We start from the raw sequence: 18,570 nt of genomic DNA, 5'->3' as shown, positions 1-18,570 counted from the left end.
AGATCAATGAGGGCGCCATGTCTGCTTCCGTTTCCCTTCGCGATATCACCGATTTTGCCGAAACCCTGGCCCGTGAAGCGGGGGAACTGATCCGCCGTGAGCGGGAAGACAACACCCTCCGCACCGACTACAAGCACCAGACCGAACTGGTCACTCACGCGGACGTAATGGCCGACGAGTTCATCACCGGCGCCATCCGCAAGCGCTTTCCCAACCACCGCATCCTGTCGGAAGAAACCATGCCAGACCTGTCCCAGGCGGAAGAACTGGACACGCCCCTGTGGATCGTGGATCCGATCGATGGCACGGTAAACTATGCCTACGGTCACCCCCAGGTGGCTGTCTCCATTGCCTATGCCGAAAAAGGCGAAGTCCAGGCCGGCGTGGTCCATGCCCCCTTCCCCGGCGAAACCTTCCGGGCCACCAAGGGCGAAGGTGCTACCCTCAACGGCAAACCAATCAAACACAGCGGCGCCACCGAGCCCCGGCAATCCCTGTTCGCCACCGGTTTCCCCTACACCAAGGACAACCTGGAACCCCTGGTCCGCCGCCTCGATGCCATGATCCACCAGTGCCGGGACCTCCGCCGCATCGGCTCGGCGGCCCTGGATATCTGCTGGGTGGCCTGTGGCCGTCTGGACATCTACTACGAAAACGTCAGCCCCTGGGACTTTGCCGCAGCCCGACTGATCGCCAAGGAAGCCGGCGCCACGGCCGGCCACTTCGGCGAGGTACCGGCGGGTTATCCGGCCGATCTCTGGGGCCGCGACATCCTGATTTCGGCGCCTGCGGTCTGGGAGCCGGTTCGCTCCATTCTCCGGTCTGCCTCGGGGTATGACTGACGCTTGGGAGTTCGGCCTTTTGGCTTCGTTTCCTAGCCTGCCAGTTGGGTGTTCGGCCCGGGTGGGGCTTCCCTTCACAGAACCGCTACGAGCACGTCCATGTGCGCTTGTTTCAGGCCATCCCTGGCCTTCAACATTCTGTGAAGGGAAGCCCCACCCGGGCCGGTCGTACAACAGGGGGATCGCAAGAATAGAGGAACAACTAACTCGAGCCAGCTAACGAAGTAGCGATATCTCGGAAGCTCTGGAGGTGAAGGCGGGAAGGGCTTTCCCGGAATGTCGGAGGCCATGGATGGCCGGAGTCAAGCGCACAGGGACGTGCTTGTAGCGGTTCCGGGAAAGCCCTTCCCGCCTTCGCCCTACCACCGAAACTATCAGGCTACGGGTAACAGATACCCCCGAACTCAGCCCCAAACACCTTGGGAAACCAGCCCCCAGCTCTCCTCGAAATCAGTAGACGGCAACCGGGAAAACGAAGATCGGACAAACCGCTGAATGCGGCCTTCCACGAACACCATGACAAAATCCGCACCCCGGGCGGCACTGGTCCGTGGCCGGAGCCCCTGGCGGATTTCGCCTTCCTTCAGGGCCTGCCGGACCTGGGTCTCCAGACGCTCGAAGAACTGGGAGGCACGCTTGCGCAACGACTCGTTCTCCCCCATCAGGGCATCACCCGTGAGCACACAGCACAGACCCGGATTGCGCTCGGCGAACACCAGCACCAGGTGTACCAGCTGTTGCAGACGCGCCCGCACATCCTCCTGCTCCTGCAGGATCACCTGGCAGCGGGAGAACACCGCCTCCTCGGCAAACTCAATGAGGGCTTCGAACATTTTCCGCTTGCTGGGGAAATGGCGGTAGAGGGCCGCTTCGGTCACACCCACGGTGCGGGCCAGGCCGGCGGTGGTGATGCGGGCGCCCGGGTCGTTTTCCAGCAGTTCCACCAGGGCGTGAAGGATCGCCTCGCGGCGACTGGGTTTTTGATCGGTCATGACAGGACTACAGCGCTCTGAGTTTTGGTTTTTATGATCGACGTTTTGTTGAACAGGGGGTCAGATGAAGGACTTCATCAGCCCCCTTTTTCACATTCCGGGCTCGGAGTTAATGTCGTACCCCGGGGTCAGATGAAAGCCTTCATCTGACCCCACTTTCACACCTAATCTCAGAAAAACGTACCATCAATCGGCGAGGACGCACTGGCATACATCTTCTTCGGCATGCGCCCGGCCAGGTAGGCTTCGCGGCCCGCTTCGATGGCCAGGCGCATCGCGTTGGCCATCTTGATGGGGTCCCGGGCCTGGGCAATGGCGGTGTTCATCAGTACGCCGTCGCAACCGAGCTCCATGGCGATGGTGGCGTCGGAAGCGGTGCCGACGCCGGCGTCCACCAGCACCGGCACGCTGGCGTTCTCAACGATCAGCTTGATGTTGTAGCGGTTCTGGATGCCCAGACCGGAGCCGATGGGTGCACCCAGGGGCATGATGGCCACGCAGCCCATCTCTTCGAGGCGCTTGGCCAGCAGCGGGTCGTCGGAGCAGTAGACCATGACCTTGAAGCCGTCCTTGATCAGCTCCTCGGCAGCCACCAGGGTTTCGGTCATGTTCGGGTACAGGGTCTTTTCCTCACCGAGCACTTCCAGCTTGACCAGGTCGTGGCCGTCCAGCAGTTCCCGCGCCAGCTTGCAGGTGCGCACCGCATCTTTTGCCGTGTAACAACCGGCCGTGTTGGGCAGGATGGTGTAACTCTCCGGGGAAATCACATCCAGCAGGTTGGGCTCGTCCGGGTTCTGGCCCAGGTTGGTGCGGCGCACGGCAACGGTGACAATCTCGGCGCCGCTGGCCTCGATGGCGTGGCCGGTTTCCATCATGTCCCGGTACTTGCCGGTGCCTACCAGCAATCGGGACTGGTAGACGCGGCCGGCAATTTCCAGGGGCTTGTCTTCGGGGAGCTGAACTTCGGGAGTATCGGTCATAACCTTTCCGGGTAGTCTGGATTTACAATCAGGATGCGGCCGTGGCCGCCTGTAAAGCGTGCAGGGAATCGGGTCAGCCACCGCCAATGGCATGAACCACTTCGACGCGGTCGCCGGGGTTCAGGGTGAATTCGGGGTGCTGGCTGCGGGGCACGATATCCTCGTTGACTTCCACTGCCAGTCGCTTGCCGGTCAGGGCCAGGGATTCAATCAGGACCTCGACGGTGGCGCCGTCCGGGAGTTCCATCGCATCGCCGTTTACTTCTACCTGCATGTCGCTGTCAAACCTCGCATTGATTCAGCCTTGGCGCCGGAGGCCTGCGGTAACCAGCAGCCCCCAGCCAATAATGAAGCATACACCACCCAACGGGGTCACCGGTCCCAGCCAGTGATAACCGGTGAACACCAGAAGGTACAGACTGCCGCTGAACAGCAGGATGCCGGCCAGGTAAAACCCGGCTGCAATTCCCAGCAATCGGCGGGACACGCCGAGGCCCGCCAGCACGGCAACCAGTACCAGTGCCAAGGCGTGGTACATCTGGTAGGTGACGGCGGTCTGGAACACCTCCAGGGCCCGCTCGCTCACCATCTGGCGCAAGCCGTGGGCGCCAAAGGCGCCGGCCATGACCGCCAGCAGACCAAACAGGGCGCCAGCAACCAGCGGCCAGCGCAATACAGGCCCCGTCGTTCGGGATGCTTCAGCAGTCACAGTGGATTTTCTCTCCGGTATCCAGATTCATCACCGTCAGCACACCACCCCAGACACAGCCGGTGTCCAGGCCGATGAACCGGTCACTGCCGGTATTACCCTCGAGCGCAGCCCAGTGGCCGAAGATGACCCGGACATCGTCCTGCCTGGGGAACCGGAACCAGGGCTCAAAACCCTCGGGGGCATTGCCTGCCGACTCCTTGGTCGCCAGCTCCAGGGTGCCGTCCCCGGCGATGAAACGCATCCGGGTGAAATAGTTGGTGATCATCCGCCAGCGATTCATACCGGTCAGACCGGGATCCCAGCGCTCGGGTTCATTGCCGTACATGTGGGTAAAGTAATACTCCGCCTGGTCACTGCGGATCACTGCCTCGACCTCCCGGGCATAGCTGACGGCGTCCGCCACACTCCAGATATGGGGCAGGCCGGCGTGAGCCATGACAAAATTGCGCCTCTGGTCGTGAACGCAGAAATTCTGCCGGCGCAGCCATTGCAGCAACCGGTCACAGTCCGGGGCATCCAGGATATCCTGCAGGGTGTCCTTGCGTTTCGGCGCATGGCCGCCCAGGGCCACGGCCAGCAGATGCAGGTCGTGGTTACCCAGAACCACCACCGCACTGTCGCCCAGGCTCTCGATATACCGCAAGGTCTCGAGCGAGGACGGCCCCCGGTTGATCAGGTCGCCGGCGACCCACAGACGGTCGCGGGAGGGCGAGAAATCCACCTTGTCCAGGACATCCCGCAAACGTTCATAGCAGCCCTGGATGTCGCCGATGGCGTAATCAGTCATTACTTACCTCATCGCCGGTTCCGGATTTCTGGTCATAGAGAAAGTCGGCAATGTGTACGTAGTCCGCCAGGCTGAGGTTTTCCGGGCGCAGACCGTCATCGATACCCAGGCTCTGCAGTTGCCCGGCGCTGATCATGCCACCGAGGGCCTTGCGAAGAGTCTTGCGCCGGGCATTGAACGCGGTGCGGACCACGGCCTGCAGAGTCGCCAAATCTTTGGCCGGGTGTGGCAACGTTTCGTGGGGCACGAGGCGAACAATGGCAGAATCCACTTTCGGCGCCGGCTTGAACGCGCCCGGGCCCACCTCGAACAGCGGCTGCACCTTGCAGAAGTACTGGGCCATGATGCCCAGCCGGCCGTAGTTGTTGTCGCCGGGCACCGCCGCCAGCCGCTGCACCACTTCCTTCTGCAGCATGAAATGCATGTCCTGGACCACACCGGCCTGTCCGAGCAGGTGGAAGATCAGCGGCGTGGAAATATTGTACGGCAGGTTGCCGATGATTCTCAGCGGCCGGTCCTCCACCAGCTGGCTGAAATCGAATTTCAGCGCATCCGCCTCGTGGATCCGGAATTCCGGGTAGTTGAAAAACTTGGTGCGCAGCACCGGGATCAGGTCCCGGTCCAGCTCCACCACCTGGAGACGCGGATTGATCGCCAGGATTTCCTCGGTCAGGGCGCCCAGACCGGGGCCGATCTCGACGATGGCATCTTCCGGCTTGGGATTGATGGCGCGCACAATGCGCTCGATCACGCCCGGATCGTGCAGGAAGTTCTGCCCAAAACGTTTTCTGGCCTGATGGCCGCCTTTCTGACTCACAACTTGCTCTCTTGTTTGGCCACCTTCCGGCACCGTGCCATGTGTTCACCCACGCGAATCGCGGTATGCAGGCTACCGGCATCGGCCTTGCCGGTTCCCGCCAAGTCCAGCGCCGTGCCATGGTCGACCGAGGTGCGGACAATGGGCAGACCCAGGGTAATGTTCACCGCCCGGCCGAAGCCCTGGAACTTGAGCACCGGCAAGCCCTGGTCATGGTACATGGCCAGCACTGCATCGGCGTTATCCAGCCAATGCGGTGTGAACAGGGTGTCCGCCGGCAGTGGACCGGTCAGGTTGATACCCTCGCCCCGCAATTTCTCAAGGTTGGGCTCTATCACCTCGATTTCTTCCCGGCCCAGATGCCCGCCTTCGCCGGCGTGGGGATTGAGCCCGGCCACCAGAATTCGGGGCTCGCTGATGCCGAAGAAGGTCCTGAGGTCCGCATCCAGGATGCGGGTCACCTGGCTCAGCCGCTCCGGAGTGATGGCATCGGCCACGTCCCGGAGTGGCAGATGGGTGGTAACCAGGGCCACCCGCAACTCGTCGGTGGCCAGCATCATCACTACCCGCTCGACGCCGCACAGCTCCTGCAGGAATTCGGTATGACCACTGAACGCGATACCGGCCTCGTTGATCACCCCCTTGTGGACCGGGGCGGTGACCATGCCATCCACGTCACCGTTCAGGCAGGCGCGGGTAGCAATTTCCAGGGTCGTGAGCACGTAGCGGCTGTTGGCGGGGTCGGTCTTGCCGGCGGCCAGGTTCTGGCAGCCCTCCACCGGCCACACCGACAGGTGCCCCGGCTCCATCTGCGGCGGTGTTCCCGGCTGCCAGACGTGGAGCTGCACCTCAATACCAAGCATCCGTGCACGCTCGGCCAACAACGCCTCACTGGCGACCACCACAATTCCGGCCTGGCGCGGCTCCAGTGCCAGCTGGAGACACAGCTCGGGACCGATGCCGGCGGGTTCACCCGCGGTCAGTGCCAGGATCACCGAATCAGTCATGATGACGCGCCTGCCGCCTCATCGGCCGGGCTTTCATCCGCATACTCGCCCTTGAACTCCACAAAGGCTTCGTCCCGGATCTCCCGGAGCCAGTTCTGCAATTCGGCCTCGAACTTGCGGCGATAAATCGCCTGCCGGGCATCGGATTCCCGTGCCTCACCGGTCACGTCTTTCTCGCGGCGCTCTTGTACCTGCAGGATATGCCAGCCAAACCGGGAACGGAACGGCCCCTTGAGTTCGCCGATGTCGGCCTCCAGCATCGCCTGCTCAAACGCCGGTACCATCTGCCCCCGGCTCACCCAGCCCAGGTTCCCGCCGTCGGAGCCGGACACCGGATCGTCCGAGTACTCTCTGGCCAGTTCGGCGAAATCGGCGCCGTTCTCAAGCTGCCGGTACAGATCACGAACTCTCGCCTCGGCCTCGGCATCGGTAAGCGCTTCGGATGGCCGCACCAGGATGTGGCGGACCTTGTGTTGGCGAACCAGCTGCTTCTGGTCGCCACCCCGCTTGTCCATGACCATCACTATGTGGAAACCGCTGTTGTTCTCCAGCACTGGCGACGGCTCACCGGGCGCCAATTCGGGCACCACCGGCGCGACCAGCGAAGGCAGCTGATTCTCGGTACGCCACCCCATGTCTCCGCCCTCCAGGGCGTTACTGGCATCGGATTCGGCAACGGCCACCTCCCGGAAATCGCGACCGTCAACAATTTGCTGACGCAGGTTCTGCGCTTTCTTGCGAGCGGCTTCCACCGAGGCCTCGCTGCCCGGATCGTCAACTTCAATAAATATGTAGGCAAGTCGATACTCGGCGGAGTTGGCCCCCTGGGCTTCCTGGGCCTCAAGATAGTTCTCCACTTCCCGATCGGTCACCCGCACCCGGTTACCCACCTGCCGCTGCTGGACGCGACTGGTGAGCATCTCGTTGCGGATCTGCTCCCGGGCCTGGCGGTAACTCACGCCTTCCGCGGCCAGCTGCTGCTCGAACTCGGCACGGGTCATGTTGTTCTGCCTGGCAATGTTGTCCATGGTTTCGTTCAGCTCGTTGTCGCTGATGCGCATGCCCATCTTGTCGGCCATCTGCAGCTGGATGGACTCGGTGATCAGCTGATCGAGCACCCGTTGTTCCAGCACATCCCGGGGCGGCAGGCCGGTACCCTGGGCCTGCAGACGGCTGATGATGGTATTGATCCGGGCTTCCAGCTCGGTCTGCAGGATTGCGTCATCGTCGACAATGGCAACAACCTGATCCAGCAGTTTGCGCTCGGCCTGGGCCGACACGGAGAGCGTCAGCATCAGGAACATCAGAAAGGTTGTCACACCCTGGCGAAAGGTCGCCTTCATAATCACCTCGTATCAAAAATGGTCTATACCGTTGGCCTGCGGTCTTGGTCCGGCCAAGGCTCAGGGAGTTCCGAAACGCCGGCGCTCCCTTTCGTCAAACCCGTAAATTGCCTCGGAGATCCGGGCCGAGGCACCGCCACTGCCACCAAGCCCCTTGAGCTGGATCTGGAACAGGAGGCGGGTATCCAGTTGCTGGTCGTCGGTCAGATAGTTCTGATGCACTACCTGGACGCTCCAGCAGCAGTTGTTGTATTCAAGCCCGGCTAGCGATCCCACCGTCCGGTCCAGCCCGGAATCGTAAACCCACCGGCCGATCAGGCTAACACGGTCTGAGACCGGAACAACCGCCGCAATATCCGACTGTTCCAGTTCATCCTTGCTATAGGTATGCCCGAGGCTGGCCAGGTATCGGTAATCTTCCGAGTGGAAGGTCAGCTGACTGCGACCTTCCTCGGTCTCGCCGGTATCCGGATCCCACAGGCCGGAGGAGCGGATCTCCAGGGTGTCCAGCGGACTGAGCACCAGCTCTCCCGCCAGCGGCGACCGGCTCCGGGTACTGCCGCCGGCACCGAACAGCGTTACATCCCGGTCCTCAAAGTATTGAACCTGGCCGATACTGATCCGCGCCCTTTCCGCCCCGGTAACCAGGTCATTGAAGCGACTGGTCAGGGCCACGGTCAACTGGTTGGTATCGCCCACCCGGTCACCGCCACTGAAACGGTCCGGTTCGAACAGCTGGTCGAACCGGAAACTCTTGATCGATGTATCGAAATCGGGGATATCGTTCTGATCCGCCTCGGCATCGGCCCAGGCGTAATACAGACGCGGCTCCAGGCTCTGGTTGTAGGGTACCCCGAACAACTCCGAGCGCCGGTCAAAATAAAGGCCATTATCCCATTCGGCTATCGGGACAGACCGATCGAAGCTGCCATCGCCGAGGCTGTAATCTTCAAGTTCGTACCGGGTGTAATCAACGCTCATGGAGGGACGGCTGAAGCCCCAGAGTGAACGCAACGGCACTGCCAGCTCCGGCACCGCGCGGAAACGCTGCCCGTTGGCCCGATCAAGGCCGGTCAGGTTATCGTTGTCCCGGTAGAACCAGGTGTACTGGCTCTCAAGCCCGGCTTCCAGCCAGCCGGCCTCGACCGTTCCTCCATACAACACTTCCGGCAGCTGGGCGTAGGGCTTGTCTTCATCCGCGATAAATTCGCTGATGGTCTGGTAATCGTTCAGATAGGTCTCGAAGTACTGGTTGGCACTGCGATAACGCACGCCGCCCCGGCGCCGGAGATGGGTTGTCTGGTTGATTTCCAGGGAGCGGTTGAGATCCGAAAGGTAGTCATTGTCGCTGACCACCGAATAATCCCCGTAGCCGGTCCAGCCCTGACCAAAGTTTGCCCGGGTGCTGGCATCCAGTGCCCAGCGCTCGCCGCTCTCGCCCGGATTCTCTTCCGCGAAGGCGGAATCATCGTTGATGTAGCCCACCTGCAGCACGCTCTCGCCAAACCGGCTCAGGTATCGCCCTTCCGCTTCGTTGAATAGACCCCGGCCATGGATGTACTGGGGCGTCAGGGTGGCATCGTAGTGGGGCGCCAGGTTCAGGTAATAGGGCACCGCCAGGAACGCACCGCTGCCGGCACTGGAGGATCCGAACTGCGGGTAGAGAAAGCCTGTCTTGCGGCGGTCATCGATGGGAAAACTCGCCCAGGGCCAGTAGAACACCGGAACATCCAGCACTTCCAGGCGAACATGCCTGGCGGTGCCGAAGCCTTCGGCCCGGTCCAGCTTGATGTCCGACGCCACGATCGCCCAGTCATTCTGTCCGGGGCCACAGGTGGTCAGCCGGCCATCGCGGATCTGCACCTGGTTTTCGGAGATTCGCGACAGACTGGAGGCATTGCCCCGCATTTCCGGACCGTGCAGCAGGAAGGTCGCAGTGTTGATGTCAAAGCGCCCGCTCTCGAGGCTGTAGTCCGCGGACTCACCCGTGAGCAGGAATCCGTTGCCCCGGCTTACCAGTGGACCACTGACCGAAACCGCTCCGGCCTGCTGGTCGTAGCGGGCCTCCGAGCCGGTGACCTCGAAGGCGCCCTGGCGAAGGCGGACATCACCCTGCAGGTAAAGCTCACGGTCAATCTCGTAGCGAGCGCTCAGGCCACTGGCTTCCAGCGGTTCTCCGGCGTCGGCGCCCGGACCGCTGAAGGAAGAATCCACATTTCCGGTGCCAGAGGGAAGGTAGCCACCCTCACAGAACACCGGCAACCGGTCCCGAACCTCGGCGGGCAGCTCGGACCGGGGACGCCAGTCGATTTCCGCAGCCGACGGCGATGCAGTGCCCTGAGCGGTAGCCGGCGCCGTCAGGGCCAGCCCCGACAGGGTAGCCAGGGCTGCGCCGGAAATCCGACGGATCCGGCCAGACAACCGGCGGGCCGGTCGCTTCGGACAGCAGATGGCGGATTGCACGGTGGCAGGATTCCTGTTCCGGAAAATGGATTTCGGGGCCTGAATTCGAGCCGCCTAGTTTACACGGGCCCTTGCAGCTTGTTAACGGAAACTCCGCTGTAAAACCGTTTTACCCCCTTTATACTCCTCTGCTAACTTTTGAAATCAATGCCAACAAATATGTCGGGACAAACAACCAGCCCTATGGACACGCGCCAGCAGTCAATGACCCGTTGGGTCAGGCAATTTTCCGGTTTCGAGCATGCCGAGGCGGAACCCGTCTCCGGGGATGCCAGCTTCCGCCGTTATTTCCGGGTATGGCGCCGGCAGCAGAACGGCGAGCAGACTCCGTTCATAATCATGGATGCGCCCCCCGAACATGAAGATTGCGTTCCGTTCCTGGCGATTGCCCGGCACTGGTACAGTCATGGCGTGGCGGTACCGGCCATTGAAGCGGAGGACCTCGAACAGGGCTTCCTGCTACTGGAGGACTTTGGCAACCAGCTGATGCTGGCCGGACTGACCGAAGACAACGCCGATGCACTCTACCGGGAAGCCCTGAATGAGCTGGTTGCGATCCAGCAACTGCCCTCACCCCCGGACTACCCGTTGCCGCCCTACGATACCGCGCTGCTGGACCGGGAGATGGCCCTGTTCCCGGACTGGCTGCTCGAGCGCCACTTGGGCATGGCGCTGGACAACGGCGACCGATGCCTGCTCGATACCACCTTTGCCTTCCTGCGGGAAAGCGCCTTGGCGCAGCCGGAGGTGACGGTACACCGGGATTACCATTCCCGGAACCTGCTGATCCGCCCGGGAACCGGCCGGCCGGGCGTCATTGATTTCCAGGATGCTGTCCACGGCCCGGTCACCTACGATGCGGTTTCCCTGCTCAAGGACTGTTACGTGTCCTGGCCGGAAGAGCACGTGAGCCGGTGGCTTGAGACCTTCCGGCAGGCCACCCTTGAGAAAGGGTTGCACCACGCCGACCCGGACACCTTCCGGCAATGGTTCGAGCTGATGGGCATGCAGCGGCACCTGAAGGCCGCCGGAATCTTTGCCAGGCTGGCCATCCGCGACGGCAAGGATGGCTATCTGGGTGACATCCCCCGCACCGTCAACTACCTGATCCGGGCCAGCGCCCGCCAGCCGGCCCTGCGCCATTTCCATGAGTGGCTGACAGATACGGTGATGCCGCTGATCGAGGAGAAGATCGGCCCGGCCCCGGCACTGGAGGACACCCCGCTGTGAAAGCGATGATCCTGGCCGCCGGCAAGGGTGAACGTATGCGCCCGCTGACCCTGACCACCCCCAAACCCCTGCTCAGCGCCGGCGGCAAGCCGCTGATCGTGCATCATCTGGAACACCTGAAGCGGGCCGGTTTCCGGGAAGTGGTGATCAACCATGCCTGGCTCGGCGACCAGATCGAATACACCCTGGGTACGGGTGAGCGTTTCGGGCTGTCCCTGGAATACTCCCGCGAGGGTGAACCCCTGGAAACCGCCGGCGGCATTGTCCGGGCCCTGCCCTTGCTCACGGCCTCCGGTTCGGACTGGTTCCTGGTCATCAATGGCGATATCTGGACCGACTTTCCCCTCGCCCAGCTGGAGCCGGACCCCAACCGGGATGCGGTGCTGGTGGTCACCGATAACCGTCCTCACCATCCCGAGGGTGATTTTCACTTGCAGGAATCCGGCGAACTGGCTAGTGACGGCCCCCACAAATTGACCTTCACCGGCATCAGCCTGCTGCATCGCCGCCTGTTTTCCGGCTTCGACGATAACGCCGGAAAACTGGGGCCAATTCTGCGCCGGGCCATGGCCCGGGGGCGGGTTGCCGGACGCTACCACGGAGGCGGCTGGGTCGATGTGGGAACGCCGGAGCGCCTTCGGGAGCTGGACCGCCGGCTGTCTGCGCAAGAGGCCTGACACAACATGCCAAAGAACACCGGCAGCCCGACACTCCCGTCCCACCTCCAGGCCGAATTCAGCAGCCTGCTCCGGGAACTGTCAGCCTGCGGACACCAGGCGGCTACCTTTATTGAACGGGTCCGGCTGCCCAGGTGGTGCCGCCGCCCGCTGTTCTATTTTCTCGGCTATATCGCCCGGTCCGATGGCCGGGTGACCGAAGCCGACATCAACTACGCCGAGGGACTGATCCGGGCCCTGAACCTGTCCGGGCGCCAGCGCCAGCGGGCGATCCAGTGGTTCCAGCATGGCAAGAAAGCCGAGGATCTGCCGCCGCTGCGCGGGCTGTCACTGCGCCTCACCCGCCGGCTATGGCCCGCCCCGGCGCTGACCGTGGCCATCTGCCTGTGTCATGCGGCGCAGATCCAGGGGCCGCCCGGCAAGCCCCGCCGTTACCGCTGCGAAGACGCCATCGATCAGATGGGCCTACCGGTGGGCGTCGGCGACCACATCCTGGAGAGTTATGCCAGCAAGGTCTGGGTGCGCGCTGCAGACACACCTTCCCGCCCGAAAACCTATGACCAGGCCTGCCAGTTACTGGGCGTAACCCGCCGGGACTCACTGGCCCTGATCAAGCGGGCCTACCGTCGCAAGGTTTCGGAATGCCACCCGGACAAACTGTCCCAGAAGGGCCTGTCACCCCGGGAGCTGACCATCGCCAAGGAGCAGCTGTTGCGCTACCAGCAAGCCTGGGAGCTGATCAAGCAACGGAACCACCAGGTATGAGCCTTACCCCGCGACGGGGCGTACCGATGGCCGGCGCGACTACGCACAGGTGCGGATCTTCTGGCGGCGAAAACACCGGCCCAAACTGGTAAACTGGCCAGCGACTGAACGGCACGGACGGAACCGGAGCTTCCGGATTCCGTACAACCCCGAACTGCTATCGAACACCACTGAGAGAGACATCATGAATCCGTATCTGATTGCCCCATCCATCCTCTCCGCCGATTTTGCCCGCCTGGGCGAGGAAGTCGACAATGTGCTGGCCGCCGGTGCCGATGTGGTGCACTTCGACGTGATGGACAATCACTACGTGCCAAACCTGACCATCGGCCCCATGGTCTGCGAGGCCCTTCGCAAGCATGGCGTCACCGCGCCCATCGACGTTCACCTGATGGTGTCTCCGGTGGATGATCTGATCCGCATGTTCATTGATGCCGGCGCCAGCTACATCACCTTCCACCCGGAGGCGTCCAACCACATCGACCGTTCCCTGCAACTGATCCGGGACGGCGGCTGCAAGGCCGGCCTGGTGTTCAACCCGGCCACGCCGCTGAGCTACATGGACTATGTCATGGACAAACTCGACATGGTGCTGCTGATGTCGGTCAACCCGGGCTTTGGTGGCCAGAAGTTCATCCCCGGCACCCTGGACAAGCTGCGGGAAGCCCGCAAGAAAATCGACGCCAGCAACTTCAACATCCGCCTGGAAATCGACGGCGGCGTAAAAACCGATAACATCCGTGAAATTGCCGAAGCCGGTGCCGACACCTTTGTCGCCGGTTCTGCCATTTTCAACACTCCGGACTACAAGGCCACCATCGACGACATGCGGGCAGAACTGGAGCAGGCCCGCAAGGTGATCGGCGGATGAGTCTCAAAGGCCTGTTCAACGCCCGCTGGCCGGGCGTGGCCCTGTTCGACCTGGACGGCACCCTGGTAGACAGCGCGCCGGACCTGGCCGCCGCAGTGGACCAGATGCTCGAGCACCTGGGCCGGACCCCCGCGGGCATCGACAAGGTCCGGGACTGGGTGGGTAACGGCGCCGCGGTTCTGGTGCGCCGAGCCCTGGCCGGCAAGACCGACTGGGAACCGGCGCAGCCGAAGGACGACGCGCTGTTCAAGGACGCCCTGGCGATCTTTTTCCATCACTACGGCCGGATCAACGGCCAGCATTCCAGGGTCTACCCGGGGGTGGAAGCCTGTCTGGCGCACCTGAAAAACAGTGGCTGCCGACTGGCGGTAGTCACCAACAAACCGGAACAGTTCGTGGCGCCCCTGCTCAAGCAACTGGACCTGGACCACTGGTTTGACCTGAGCATCGGCGGCGACACACTGCCGGTCAAGAAGCCGGACCCGGGCCCGCTGCTGCATGCCATGGAGCAGCTCGGCGGCACCCGCGGCACTACAGTCATGGTCGGCGATTCCGCGGCCGATGTGAACGCCGCCATTGCTGCCGGCGTTCCCTGCGTGGCCGTCCGTTATGGTTACAACTTCGGGGGATCGGTGGAAACTCTGGGGGCCGACGCGATTGTTGATTCACTGGCCGAGCTTTTGTAATCTCACAAGGACGTTTCATTGAACACTTGGTATCGGGAGATTCCTGCCGTGCAGGGACTGAATCTGACTGCAGCGCGAGGCATCCTCACAACCCGCGCAACACGATGGTGGCGATGGCGCACCGGCTGAACAGGCCCTGCGGCTGACGGGCGCGCGCCTGTCGAGACCGTACCACCCGACGGAATGGCATCCGGCCCTTCCGTGCAAATGCAGATCAGAATTCAGGAAACCGACACATGACACCCGAGCAGTTCTCCGAGCTCGCCCACGCCGGCTTTAACCGTATCCCCGTGTATCGCGAGGTCCTGGCGGACCTGGATACGCCCTTGAGCACCTATCTGAAGCTCGCCAGTGGCCCCTATTCCTACCTGTTCGAATCCGTCCAGGGTGGCGAGAAGTGGGGCCGCTATTCCATCATCGGCCTGCCCAGCCGGGAAATCCTCAAGGTCTATGACCACCGCATTGAAGTCAGCCGCAACGGCGAGGTGATCGAGCAGTCCGAGGTGGACGACCCACTGGACTTCGTCGACCAGTACCAGAAGCGCTTCAACGCCCCGGACCTGCCGGAACTGCCGCGATTCAATGGCGGGCTGGTGGGCTATTTCGGCTATGACACCGTGCGCTACATCGAAAAGCGACTGCGCCATTCCTGCCCGCCGGACAAGATCGGAACCCCGGACATCCTGCTGATGGTTTCCGACGAGATCGTGGTGTTCGACAACCTGCGCGGCAAACTGCACCTGATTGTCCACGTTGATCCGGCCACCGAAGGCGCCTACGATCAGGCCCAGGCCCGCATTGACGAGCTGGAAGCACGGCTGCACCGGCAGAACGCCAATGCCCCCCGCACTCCGGAACACCTGCGCGGCAAGACCGTGGATGAGGGTGATTTCATCTCCGGCTTCACCCAGGACCGTTTCGAGGCCGCCGTCGACCGGATCAAGGAATACGTGCTGGACGGCGATGTGATGCAGACGGTCATCTCCCAGCGGATGTCCATCCCGTTCGAGGCACCGCCGTTGAACCTGTACCGGTCGCTGCGGGTCCTCAATCCCTCGCCGTACATGTACTTCCTGGATCTGGACGACTTCCACATTGTCGGTTCGTCCCCGGAAATCCTGGCCCGGGTGGAGGATGAAGAGGTGACTGTGCGGCCCATCGCCGGCACCCGCAAGCGCGGCGCCACCGATGCTGAAGACAAGGCGCTGGAAAACGAACTGCTGGCCGATCCGAAGGAAATTGCCGAACACCTGATGCTGATCGACCTGGGGCGCAACGACGCCGGCCGGGTCTCGGAAACCGGTACCGTCAAGGTCACCGACAAGATGATCGTGGAGCGCTACTCCCACGTCATGCACATCGTCTCCAACGTGACCGGCCGACTGAAAGACGGCACCAGCTGCCTGGACGTACTGCGGGCCACCCTGCCCGCCGGCACCCTCAGCGGCGCCCCGAAGATCCGGGCCATGGAAATCATCGACGAACTGGAGCCGGTCAAGCGCGGCGTCTACGGCGGCGCAGTCGGCTATCTCTCGTTCAACGGCAACATGGATACCGCCATTGCCATCCGCACCGCGGTGATCAAGGACAACACCCTGCACATCCAGGCTGGTGCCGGGGTGGTGGCGGACTCGGTTCCCCGCCTCGAGTGGAAAGAAACCATGAACAAGGGCCGCGCGATATTCCGTGCCGTGGCCATGACCTACAACAATTACGACCACTGAGGCGGAGGAACGGATTATGTTGCTGATGATCGATAACTACGACTCCTTCACCTACAACGTGGTGCAGTACCTGGCGGAGCTGGGTGCCGATGTGCAGGTGTACCGCAACGACGAAATCACCATCGAGCAGATCGAGGCCCTCAAGCCCGAACGACTGGTGATCTCACCGGGCCCCTGCACGCCGAACGAAGCCGGCATCTCTATGGAGGCCATCCGCCATTTTGCCGGCAAGCTGCCCATCCTCGGCATCTGCCTCGGGCATCAGGCCATCGGCCAGGTGTACGGTGCCGATATCGTCCGGGCCGGCCGGGTCATGCATGGCAAGGTCTCGCCGGTCTATCACAAGGACAGTGGCGTGTTCCGGGGGCTGAGCAATCCGTTACAGGCCACCCGTTACCACAGCCTGGTCATTGACCAGGGCACCCTGCCGGATTGCCTGGAAGTCACCGCCTGGACCCGCAATGATGACGGTTCCATCGAGGAAATCATGGGTGTGCGCCACAAGACTCTGCCCATCGAAGGCGTGCAGTTCCACCCGGAGTCGATCATGACCGAACAGGGCCATGAACTGCTGCGCAACTTCCTGAGAACAAACAAATAAGAGGCCAACTCTCCATGGACATGAAAGAAGCTCTGAACCGGATCGCCTCCAACCTGGATCTTTCCCGGGAGGAAATGAAAGAGGTCATGCGCATCGTCATGAACGGCGAGGCCACCGATGCGCAGATCGGGGCTTTCCTGATGGGGTTGCGCCTCAAGAGCGAGACCATTGACGAGATCACCGGCGCCACCGAAGTCATGCGCGAGCTGGCCACCGGGGTAACGGTCAACGCGGAACCACTGGTGGACATCGTCGGTACAGGCGGCGACGGCGCCAATCTGTTCAACGTTTCCTCCGCCGCTTCCTTCGTGGTAGCCGCAGCCGGCGGCTATGTCGCCAAGCACGGCAACCGGGGCGTTTCATCCAGGAGCGGCAGCGCGGATCTCATCGAGAAGGCTGGTATCAACCTGGACATGACTCCGGAGCAGGTGGCCCGTTGCGTGGAGCAGATCGGCGTCGGCTTCATGTTCGCTCCGGCCCACCACGGCGCCATGAAGCACGCCATCGGTCCACGCAAGGAGCTGGGCTGCCGGACCATCTTCAACATCCTCGGCCCGATGACCAACCCGGCCGGGGTCAAGCGCCAGCTGCTGGGTGTGTTCACCAAGGAGCTGTGCCGTCCGATGGCGGAGGTGATGAAGCGCCTGGGTGCCGAGCACATCATGGTGGTGCATTCCAAGGACGGTCTGGATGAGATCAGTCTGGCCACCATTACTCATGTGGCGGAACTGAAGGACGGGGATATCACCGAGTATGACATCACTCCGGAAGATCTCGGCATCAAGAGCCAGTCGCTGGTGGGTCTCGATGTGGGTTCTTCCGAGGAGTCTCTGAACCTGATCAAGGCCGCATTTGGCCGGGAGCACGATGAGATCACCGAGAAGGCGCGGGACCTGATCGCCCTGAACGCCGGTGCGGCCATCTACATTGCCGGCCTGGCGGATACCCCGAAGGCCGGCGTAGAGATGGCGCTGGATGCCATGGGATCGGGGCTGGCTGCGGGCAAGATGTCCGAACTGGCTGATTTTTCCCAGTGTTTTTAATACCGGCCTGCTAACTTCGCAGCAGGTCGATCGGAAGGGGAGGAGCTTTCCAAAACACGCCCGCAAGTACGTCCCTGTAGGGCTTGACTGCAGCCATCCCTGGCTGCAGACAGTTTTGGAAAGCTCCTCCCCTTCCGCTCTCGCAGACTATTTACGGGCCTGATATGACAGACAGACATCTGAATAAGACTCCTACCATCCTTCGAAAAATCGTTGACCGGAAATGGCAGGAGATCGACGAACGCAAACGCCGCGTCACCGTTGACGATTTGAAGGCCATGGCGGGAGACCAGGCACCTGCCCGGGGTTTTGCCGACGCCATGCGATCACGCATCGAGCAACAGACCCCTGCCGTGATTGCCGAGATCAAGAAGGCGTCTCCCAGCAAGGGCATCCTGCGGGATCCGTTCGTGCCGGCCGAGATCGCCGAGAGTTATGAGAAAGGCGGCGCGGCCTGCCTTTCCGTGCTGACCGACCGTGACTTCTTCCAGGGCCACGAGGACTACCTGAAAGCCGCCCGGGTTGCCTGCAGCCTGCCGGTCATCCGCAAGGATTTCATGGTGGCGCCCTACCAGGTCTACGAAAGCCGTGCCATTGGCGCCGACTGCATCCTGCTGATTGCCGCCTGCCTGACCCGTTACCAGATGCAGGAACTGGAAGGCATCGCCCGGGAAATCGGGCTGGATGTGCTGGTGGAAGTGCACGATCCGGAAGAGATGGACGACGCACTGACCCTGGAAACGCCCCTGGTCGGCATCAACAACCGGAACCTGCATACTTTTGAGGTGTCACTGGACACCACATTCGAACTGCACGAGCGGATTGGTCAGGACCGGCTGACGATCACCGAGAGCGGGATCATGACGCGGGACGATGTGGAAGCCATGACCAGCCGTGGTATTTACGGTTTCCTGGTAGGGGAATCGTTCATGAGGGCCGAAGAGCCCGGGAATAAGCTACGAGAACTTTTCTTCTGAGAACGCCAACTCCGATGCCTATACAGGCCGGTGGGTAGGGCCGGCCAAAATCG

The 18,570-nt window shown here is 62.2% G+C and carries 19 protein-coding genes; 10 read left to right on the top strand and 9 right to left on the bottom strand.

Annotation, left to right across the window (positions count from 1 at the left end; translation table 11 throughout):
- Positions 1–17 precede the first annotated feature (17 nt).
- Positions 18–842 (top strand): inositol monophosphatase family protein, encoded by an 825-nt coding sequence (locus tag DET50_RS02685; protein WP_113861344.1) that lies wholly within the window; start codon positions 18–20, stop codon positions 840–842.
- Positions 843–1,246: 404 nt separating this feature from the next.
- Here the strand turns inward: DET50_RS02685 and slmA are convergent, their stop codons facing one another.
- From slmA to DET50_RS02640, 9 genes are all read right to left on the bottom strand, one after another.
- A complete protein-coding gene (slmA, locus tag DET50_RS02680; protein ID WP_113861343.1) occupies positions 1,247–1,834 on the bottom strand; it encodes a nucleoid occlusion factor SlmA in 588 nt (195 codons plus the stop codon).
- A 170-nt stretch (positions 1,835–2,004) separates the two neighbouring features.
- The gene (locus tag DET50_RS02675) at positions 2,005–2,814 is read right to left on the bottom strand and encodes a thiazole synthase (protein ID WP_113861342.1); all 810 of its coding nucleotides are present in this window, start codon (positions 2,812–2,814) and stop codon (positions 2,005–2,007) included.
- 73 nt (positions 2,815–2,887) lie between these two features.
- A complete protein-coding gene (gene thiS / locus DET50_RS02670; protein WP_113861341.1) occupies positions 2,888–3,088 on the bottom strand; it encodes a sulfur carrier protein ThiS in 201 nt (66 codons plus the stop codon).
- 24 nt (positions 3,089–3,112) lie between these two features.
- Positions 3,113–3,439 (bottom strand): DUF423 domain-containing protein, encoded by a 327-nt coding sequence (locus DET50_RS02665; protein WP_113861573.1) that lies wholly within the window; start codon positions 3,437–3,439, stop codon positions 3,113–3,115.
- Positions 3,440–3,512: 73 nt separating this feature from the next.
- Complete coding sequence (locus tag DET50_RS02660) at positions 3,513–4,313, bottom strand: symmetrical bis(5'-nucleosyl)-tetraphosphatase (RefSeq protein WP_113861340.1); 801 nt, start codon at positions 4,311–4,313, stop codon at positions 3,513–3,515.
- Positions 4,306–5,130, bottom strand: a complete 825-nt coding sequence (gene rsmA / locus DET50_RS02655; RefSeq protein ID WP_113861339.1) for a 16S rRNA (adenine(1518)-N(6)/adenine(1519)-N(6))-dimethyltransferase RsmA — start codon at positions 5,128–5,130, stop codon at positions 4,306–4,308. The genes DET50_RS02660 and rsmA overlap by 8 nt, the downstream gene beginning before the upstream one ends.
- Positions 5,127–6,137, bottom strand: a complete 1,011-nt coding sequence (gene pdxA, locus DET50_RS02650) for a 4-hydroxythreonine-4-phosphate dehydrogenase PdxA (RefSeq protein ID WP_113861338.1) — start codon at positions 6,135–6,137, stop codon at positions 5,127–5,129. The genes rsmA and pdxA overlap by 4 nt, the downstream gene beginning before the upstream one ends.
- On the bottom strand, positions 6,134–7,480 hold the full coding sequence (locus DET50_RS02645; protein ID WP_113861337.1) for a peptidylprolyl isomerase: 1,347 nt from the start codon (positions 7,478–7,480) through the stop codon (positions 6,134–6,136). Before DET50_RS02645 ends, pdxA begins: the two co-directional genes overlap by 4 nt.
- 60 nt (positions 7,481–7,540) lie before the next feature.
- A complete protein-coding gene (locus DET50_RS02640; RefSeq protein ID WP_181799923.1) occupies positions 7,541–9,841 on the bottom strand; it encodes an LPS-assembly protein LptD in 2,301 nt (766 codons plus the stop codon).
- A gap of 285 nt (positions 9,842–10,126) precedes the next feature.
- Between DET50_RS02640 and DET50_RS02635 the strand changes: the two genes are divergently transcribed.
- From DET50_RS02635 to trpC, 9 genes are all read left to right on the top strand, one after another.
- On the top strand, positions 10,127–11,173 hold the full coding sequence (locus DET50_RS02635; RefSeq protein ID WP_113861336.1) for an aminoglycoside phosphotransferase family protein: 1,047 nt from the start codon (positions 10,127–10,129) through the stop codon (positions 11,171–11,173).
- Positions 11,170–11,850, top strand: coding sequence for an N-acetylmuramate alpha-1-phosphate uridylyltransferase MurU (gene murU / locus DET50_RS02630; protein ID WP_113861335.1), 681 nt, complete (start codon positions 11,170–11,172; stop codon positions 11,848–11,850). The genes DET50_RS02635 and murU overlap by 4 nt, the downstream gene beginning before the upstream one ends.
- Positions 11,851–11,856: 6 nt before the next feature.
- The gene (locus tag DET50_RS02625) at positions 11,857–12,615 is read left to right on the top strand and encodes a co-chaperone DjlA (RefSeq protein ID WP_113861334.1); all 759 of its coding nucleotides are present in this window, start codon (positions 11,857–11,859) and stop codon (positions 12,613–12,615) included.
- 184 nt (positions 12,616–12,799) lie between these two features.
- Positions 12,800–13,486 carry a ribulose-phosphate 3-epimerase gene (gene rpe, locus DET50_RS02620; RefSeq protein ID WP_113861333.1) on the top strand — a complete coding sequence of 229 codons (687 nt, stop codon included), beginning with the start codon at positions 12,800–12,802 and terminating at the stop codon, positions 13,484–13,486.
- Positions 13,483–14,172 carry a phosphoglycolate phosphatase gene (locus DET50_RS02615; RefSeq protein ID WP_113861332.1) on the top strand — a complete coding sequence of 230 codons (690 nt, stop codon included), beginning with the start codon at positions 13,483–13,485 and terminating at the stop codon, positions 14,170–14,172. The genes rpe and DET50_RS02615 overlap by 4 nt, the downstream gene beginning before the upstream one ends.
- A gap of 236 nt (positions 14,173–14,408) precedes the next feature.
- Positions 14,409–15,896 (top strand): anthranilate synthase component I, encoded by a 1,488-nt coding sequence (gene trpE / locus DET50_RS02610; protein WP_113861331.1) that lies wholly within the window; start codon positions 14,409–14,411, stop codon positions 15,894–15,896.
- A gap of 16 nt (positions 15,897–15,912) precedes the next feature.
- Positions 15,913–16,497: an anthranilate synthase component II gene (locus tag DET50_RS02605; protein WP_113861330.1), complete on the top strand. Its 585-nt coding sequence runs from the start codon at positions 15,913–15,915 to the stop codon at positions 16,495–16,497.
- A 14-nt stretch (positions 16,498–16,511) separates the two neighbouring features.
- A complete protein-coding gene (gene trpD / locus DET50_RS02600) occupies positions 16,512–17,540 on the top strand; it encodes an anthranilate phosphoribosyltransferase (protein WP_113861329.1) in 1,029 nt (342 codons plus the stop codon).
- Between the two features lie 164 nt (positions 17,541–17,704).
- Positions 17,705–18,517, top strand: coding sequence for an indole-3-glycerol phosphate synthase TrpC (gene trpC, locus DET50_RS02595; RefSeq protein WP_113861328.1), 813 nt, complete (start codon positions 17,705–17,707; stop codon positions 18,515–18,517).
- The last annotated feature ends 53 nt before the right edge of the window (positions 18,518–18,570 follow it).

The organism is Marinobacter pelagius (genome assembly GCF_003315345.1).
Lineage (GTDB): Bacteria > Pseudomonadota > Gammaproteobacteria > Pseudomonadales > Oleiphilaceae > Marinobacter > Marinobacter pelagius_A.
The sequence above is the reverse complement of the archived record's forward strand: the minus strand, read 5'-3'. Positions and strand labels throughout refer to the sequence as shown.

Coding starts and splice junctions, on each gene's coding strand:
- DET50_RS02685 (WP_113861344.1), top strand. CDS start 18: ATGTCTGCTTCCGTTTCCCTTCGCGATATCACCGATTTTGCCGAAACC.
- slmA (WP_113861343.1), bottom strand. CDS start 1,834: ATGACCGATCAAAAACCCAGTCGCCGCGAGGCGATCCTTCACGCCCTG.
- DET50_RS02675 (WP_113861342.1), bottom strand. CDS start 2,814: ATGACCGATACTCCCGAAGTTCAGCTCCCCGAAGACAAGCCCCTGGAA.
- thiS (WP_113861341.1), bottom strand. CDS start 3,088: ATGCAGGTAGAAGTAAACGGCGATGCGATGGAACTCCCGGACGGCGCC.
- DET50_RS02665 (WP_113861573.1), bottom strand. CDS start 3,439: ATGGCCGGCGCCTTTGGCGCCCACGGCTTGCGCCAGATGGTGAGCGAG.
- DET50_RS02660 (WP_113861340.1), bottom strand. CDS start 4,313: ATGACTGATTACGCCATCGGCGACATCCAGGGCTGCTATGAACGTTTG.
- pdxA (WP_113861338.1), bottom strand. CDS start 6,137: ATGACTGATTCGGTGATCCTGGCACTGACCGCGGGTGAACCCGCCGGC.
- DET50_RS02645 (WP_113861337.1), bottom strand. CDS start 7,480: ATGAAGGCGACCTTTCGCCAGGGTGTGACAACCTTTCTGATGTTCCTG.
- DET50_RS02635 (WP_113861336.1), top strand. CDS start 10,127: ATGGACACGCGCCAGCAGTCAATGACCCGTTGGGTCAGGCAATTTTCC.
- DET50_RS02625 (WP_113861334.1), top strand. CDS start 11,857: ATGCCAAAGAACACCGGCAGCCCGACACTCCCGTCCCACCTCCAGGCC.
- rpe (WP_113861333.1), top strand. CDS start 12,800: ATGAATCCGTATCTGATTGCCCCATCCATCCTCTCCGCCGATTTTGCC.
- DET50_RS02615 (WP_113861332.1), top strand. CDS start 13,483: ATGAGTCTCAAAGGCCTGTTCAACGCCCGCTGGCCGGGCGTGGCCCTG.
- trpE (WP_113861331.1), top strand. CDS start 14,409: ATGACACCCGAGCAGTTCTCCGAGCTCGCCCACGCCGGCTTTAACCGT.
- DET50_RS02605 (WP_113861330.1), top strand. CDS start 15,913: ATGTTGCTGATGATCGATAACTACGACTCCTTCACCTACAACGTGGTG.
- trpD (WP_113861329.1), top strand. CDS start 16,512: ATGGACATGAAAGAAGCTCTGAACCGGATCGCCTCCAACCTGGATCTT.
- trpC (WP_113861328.1), top strand. CDS start 17,705: ATGACAGACAGACATCTGAATAAGACTCCTACCATCCTTCGAAAAATC.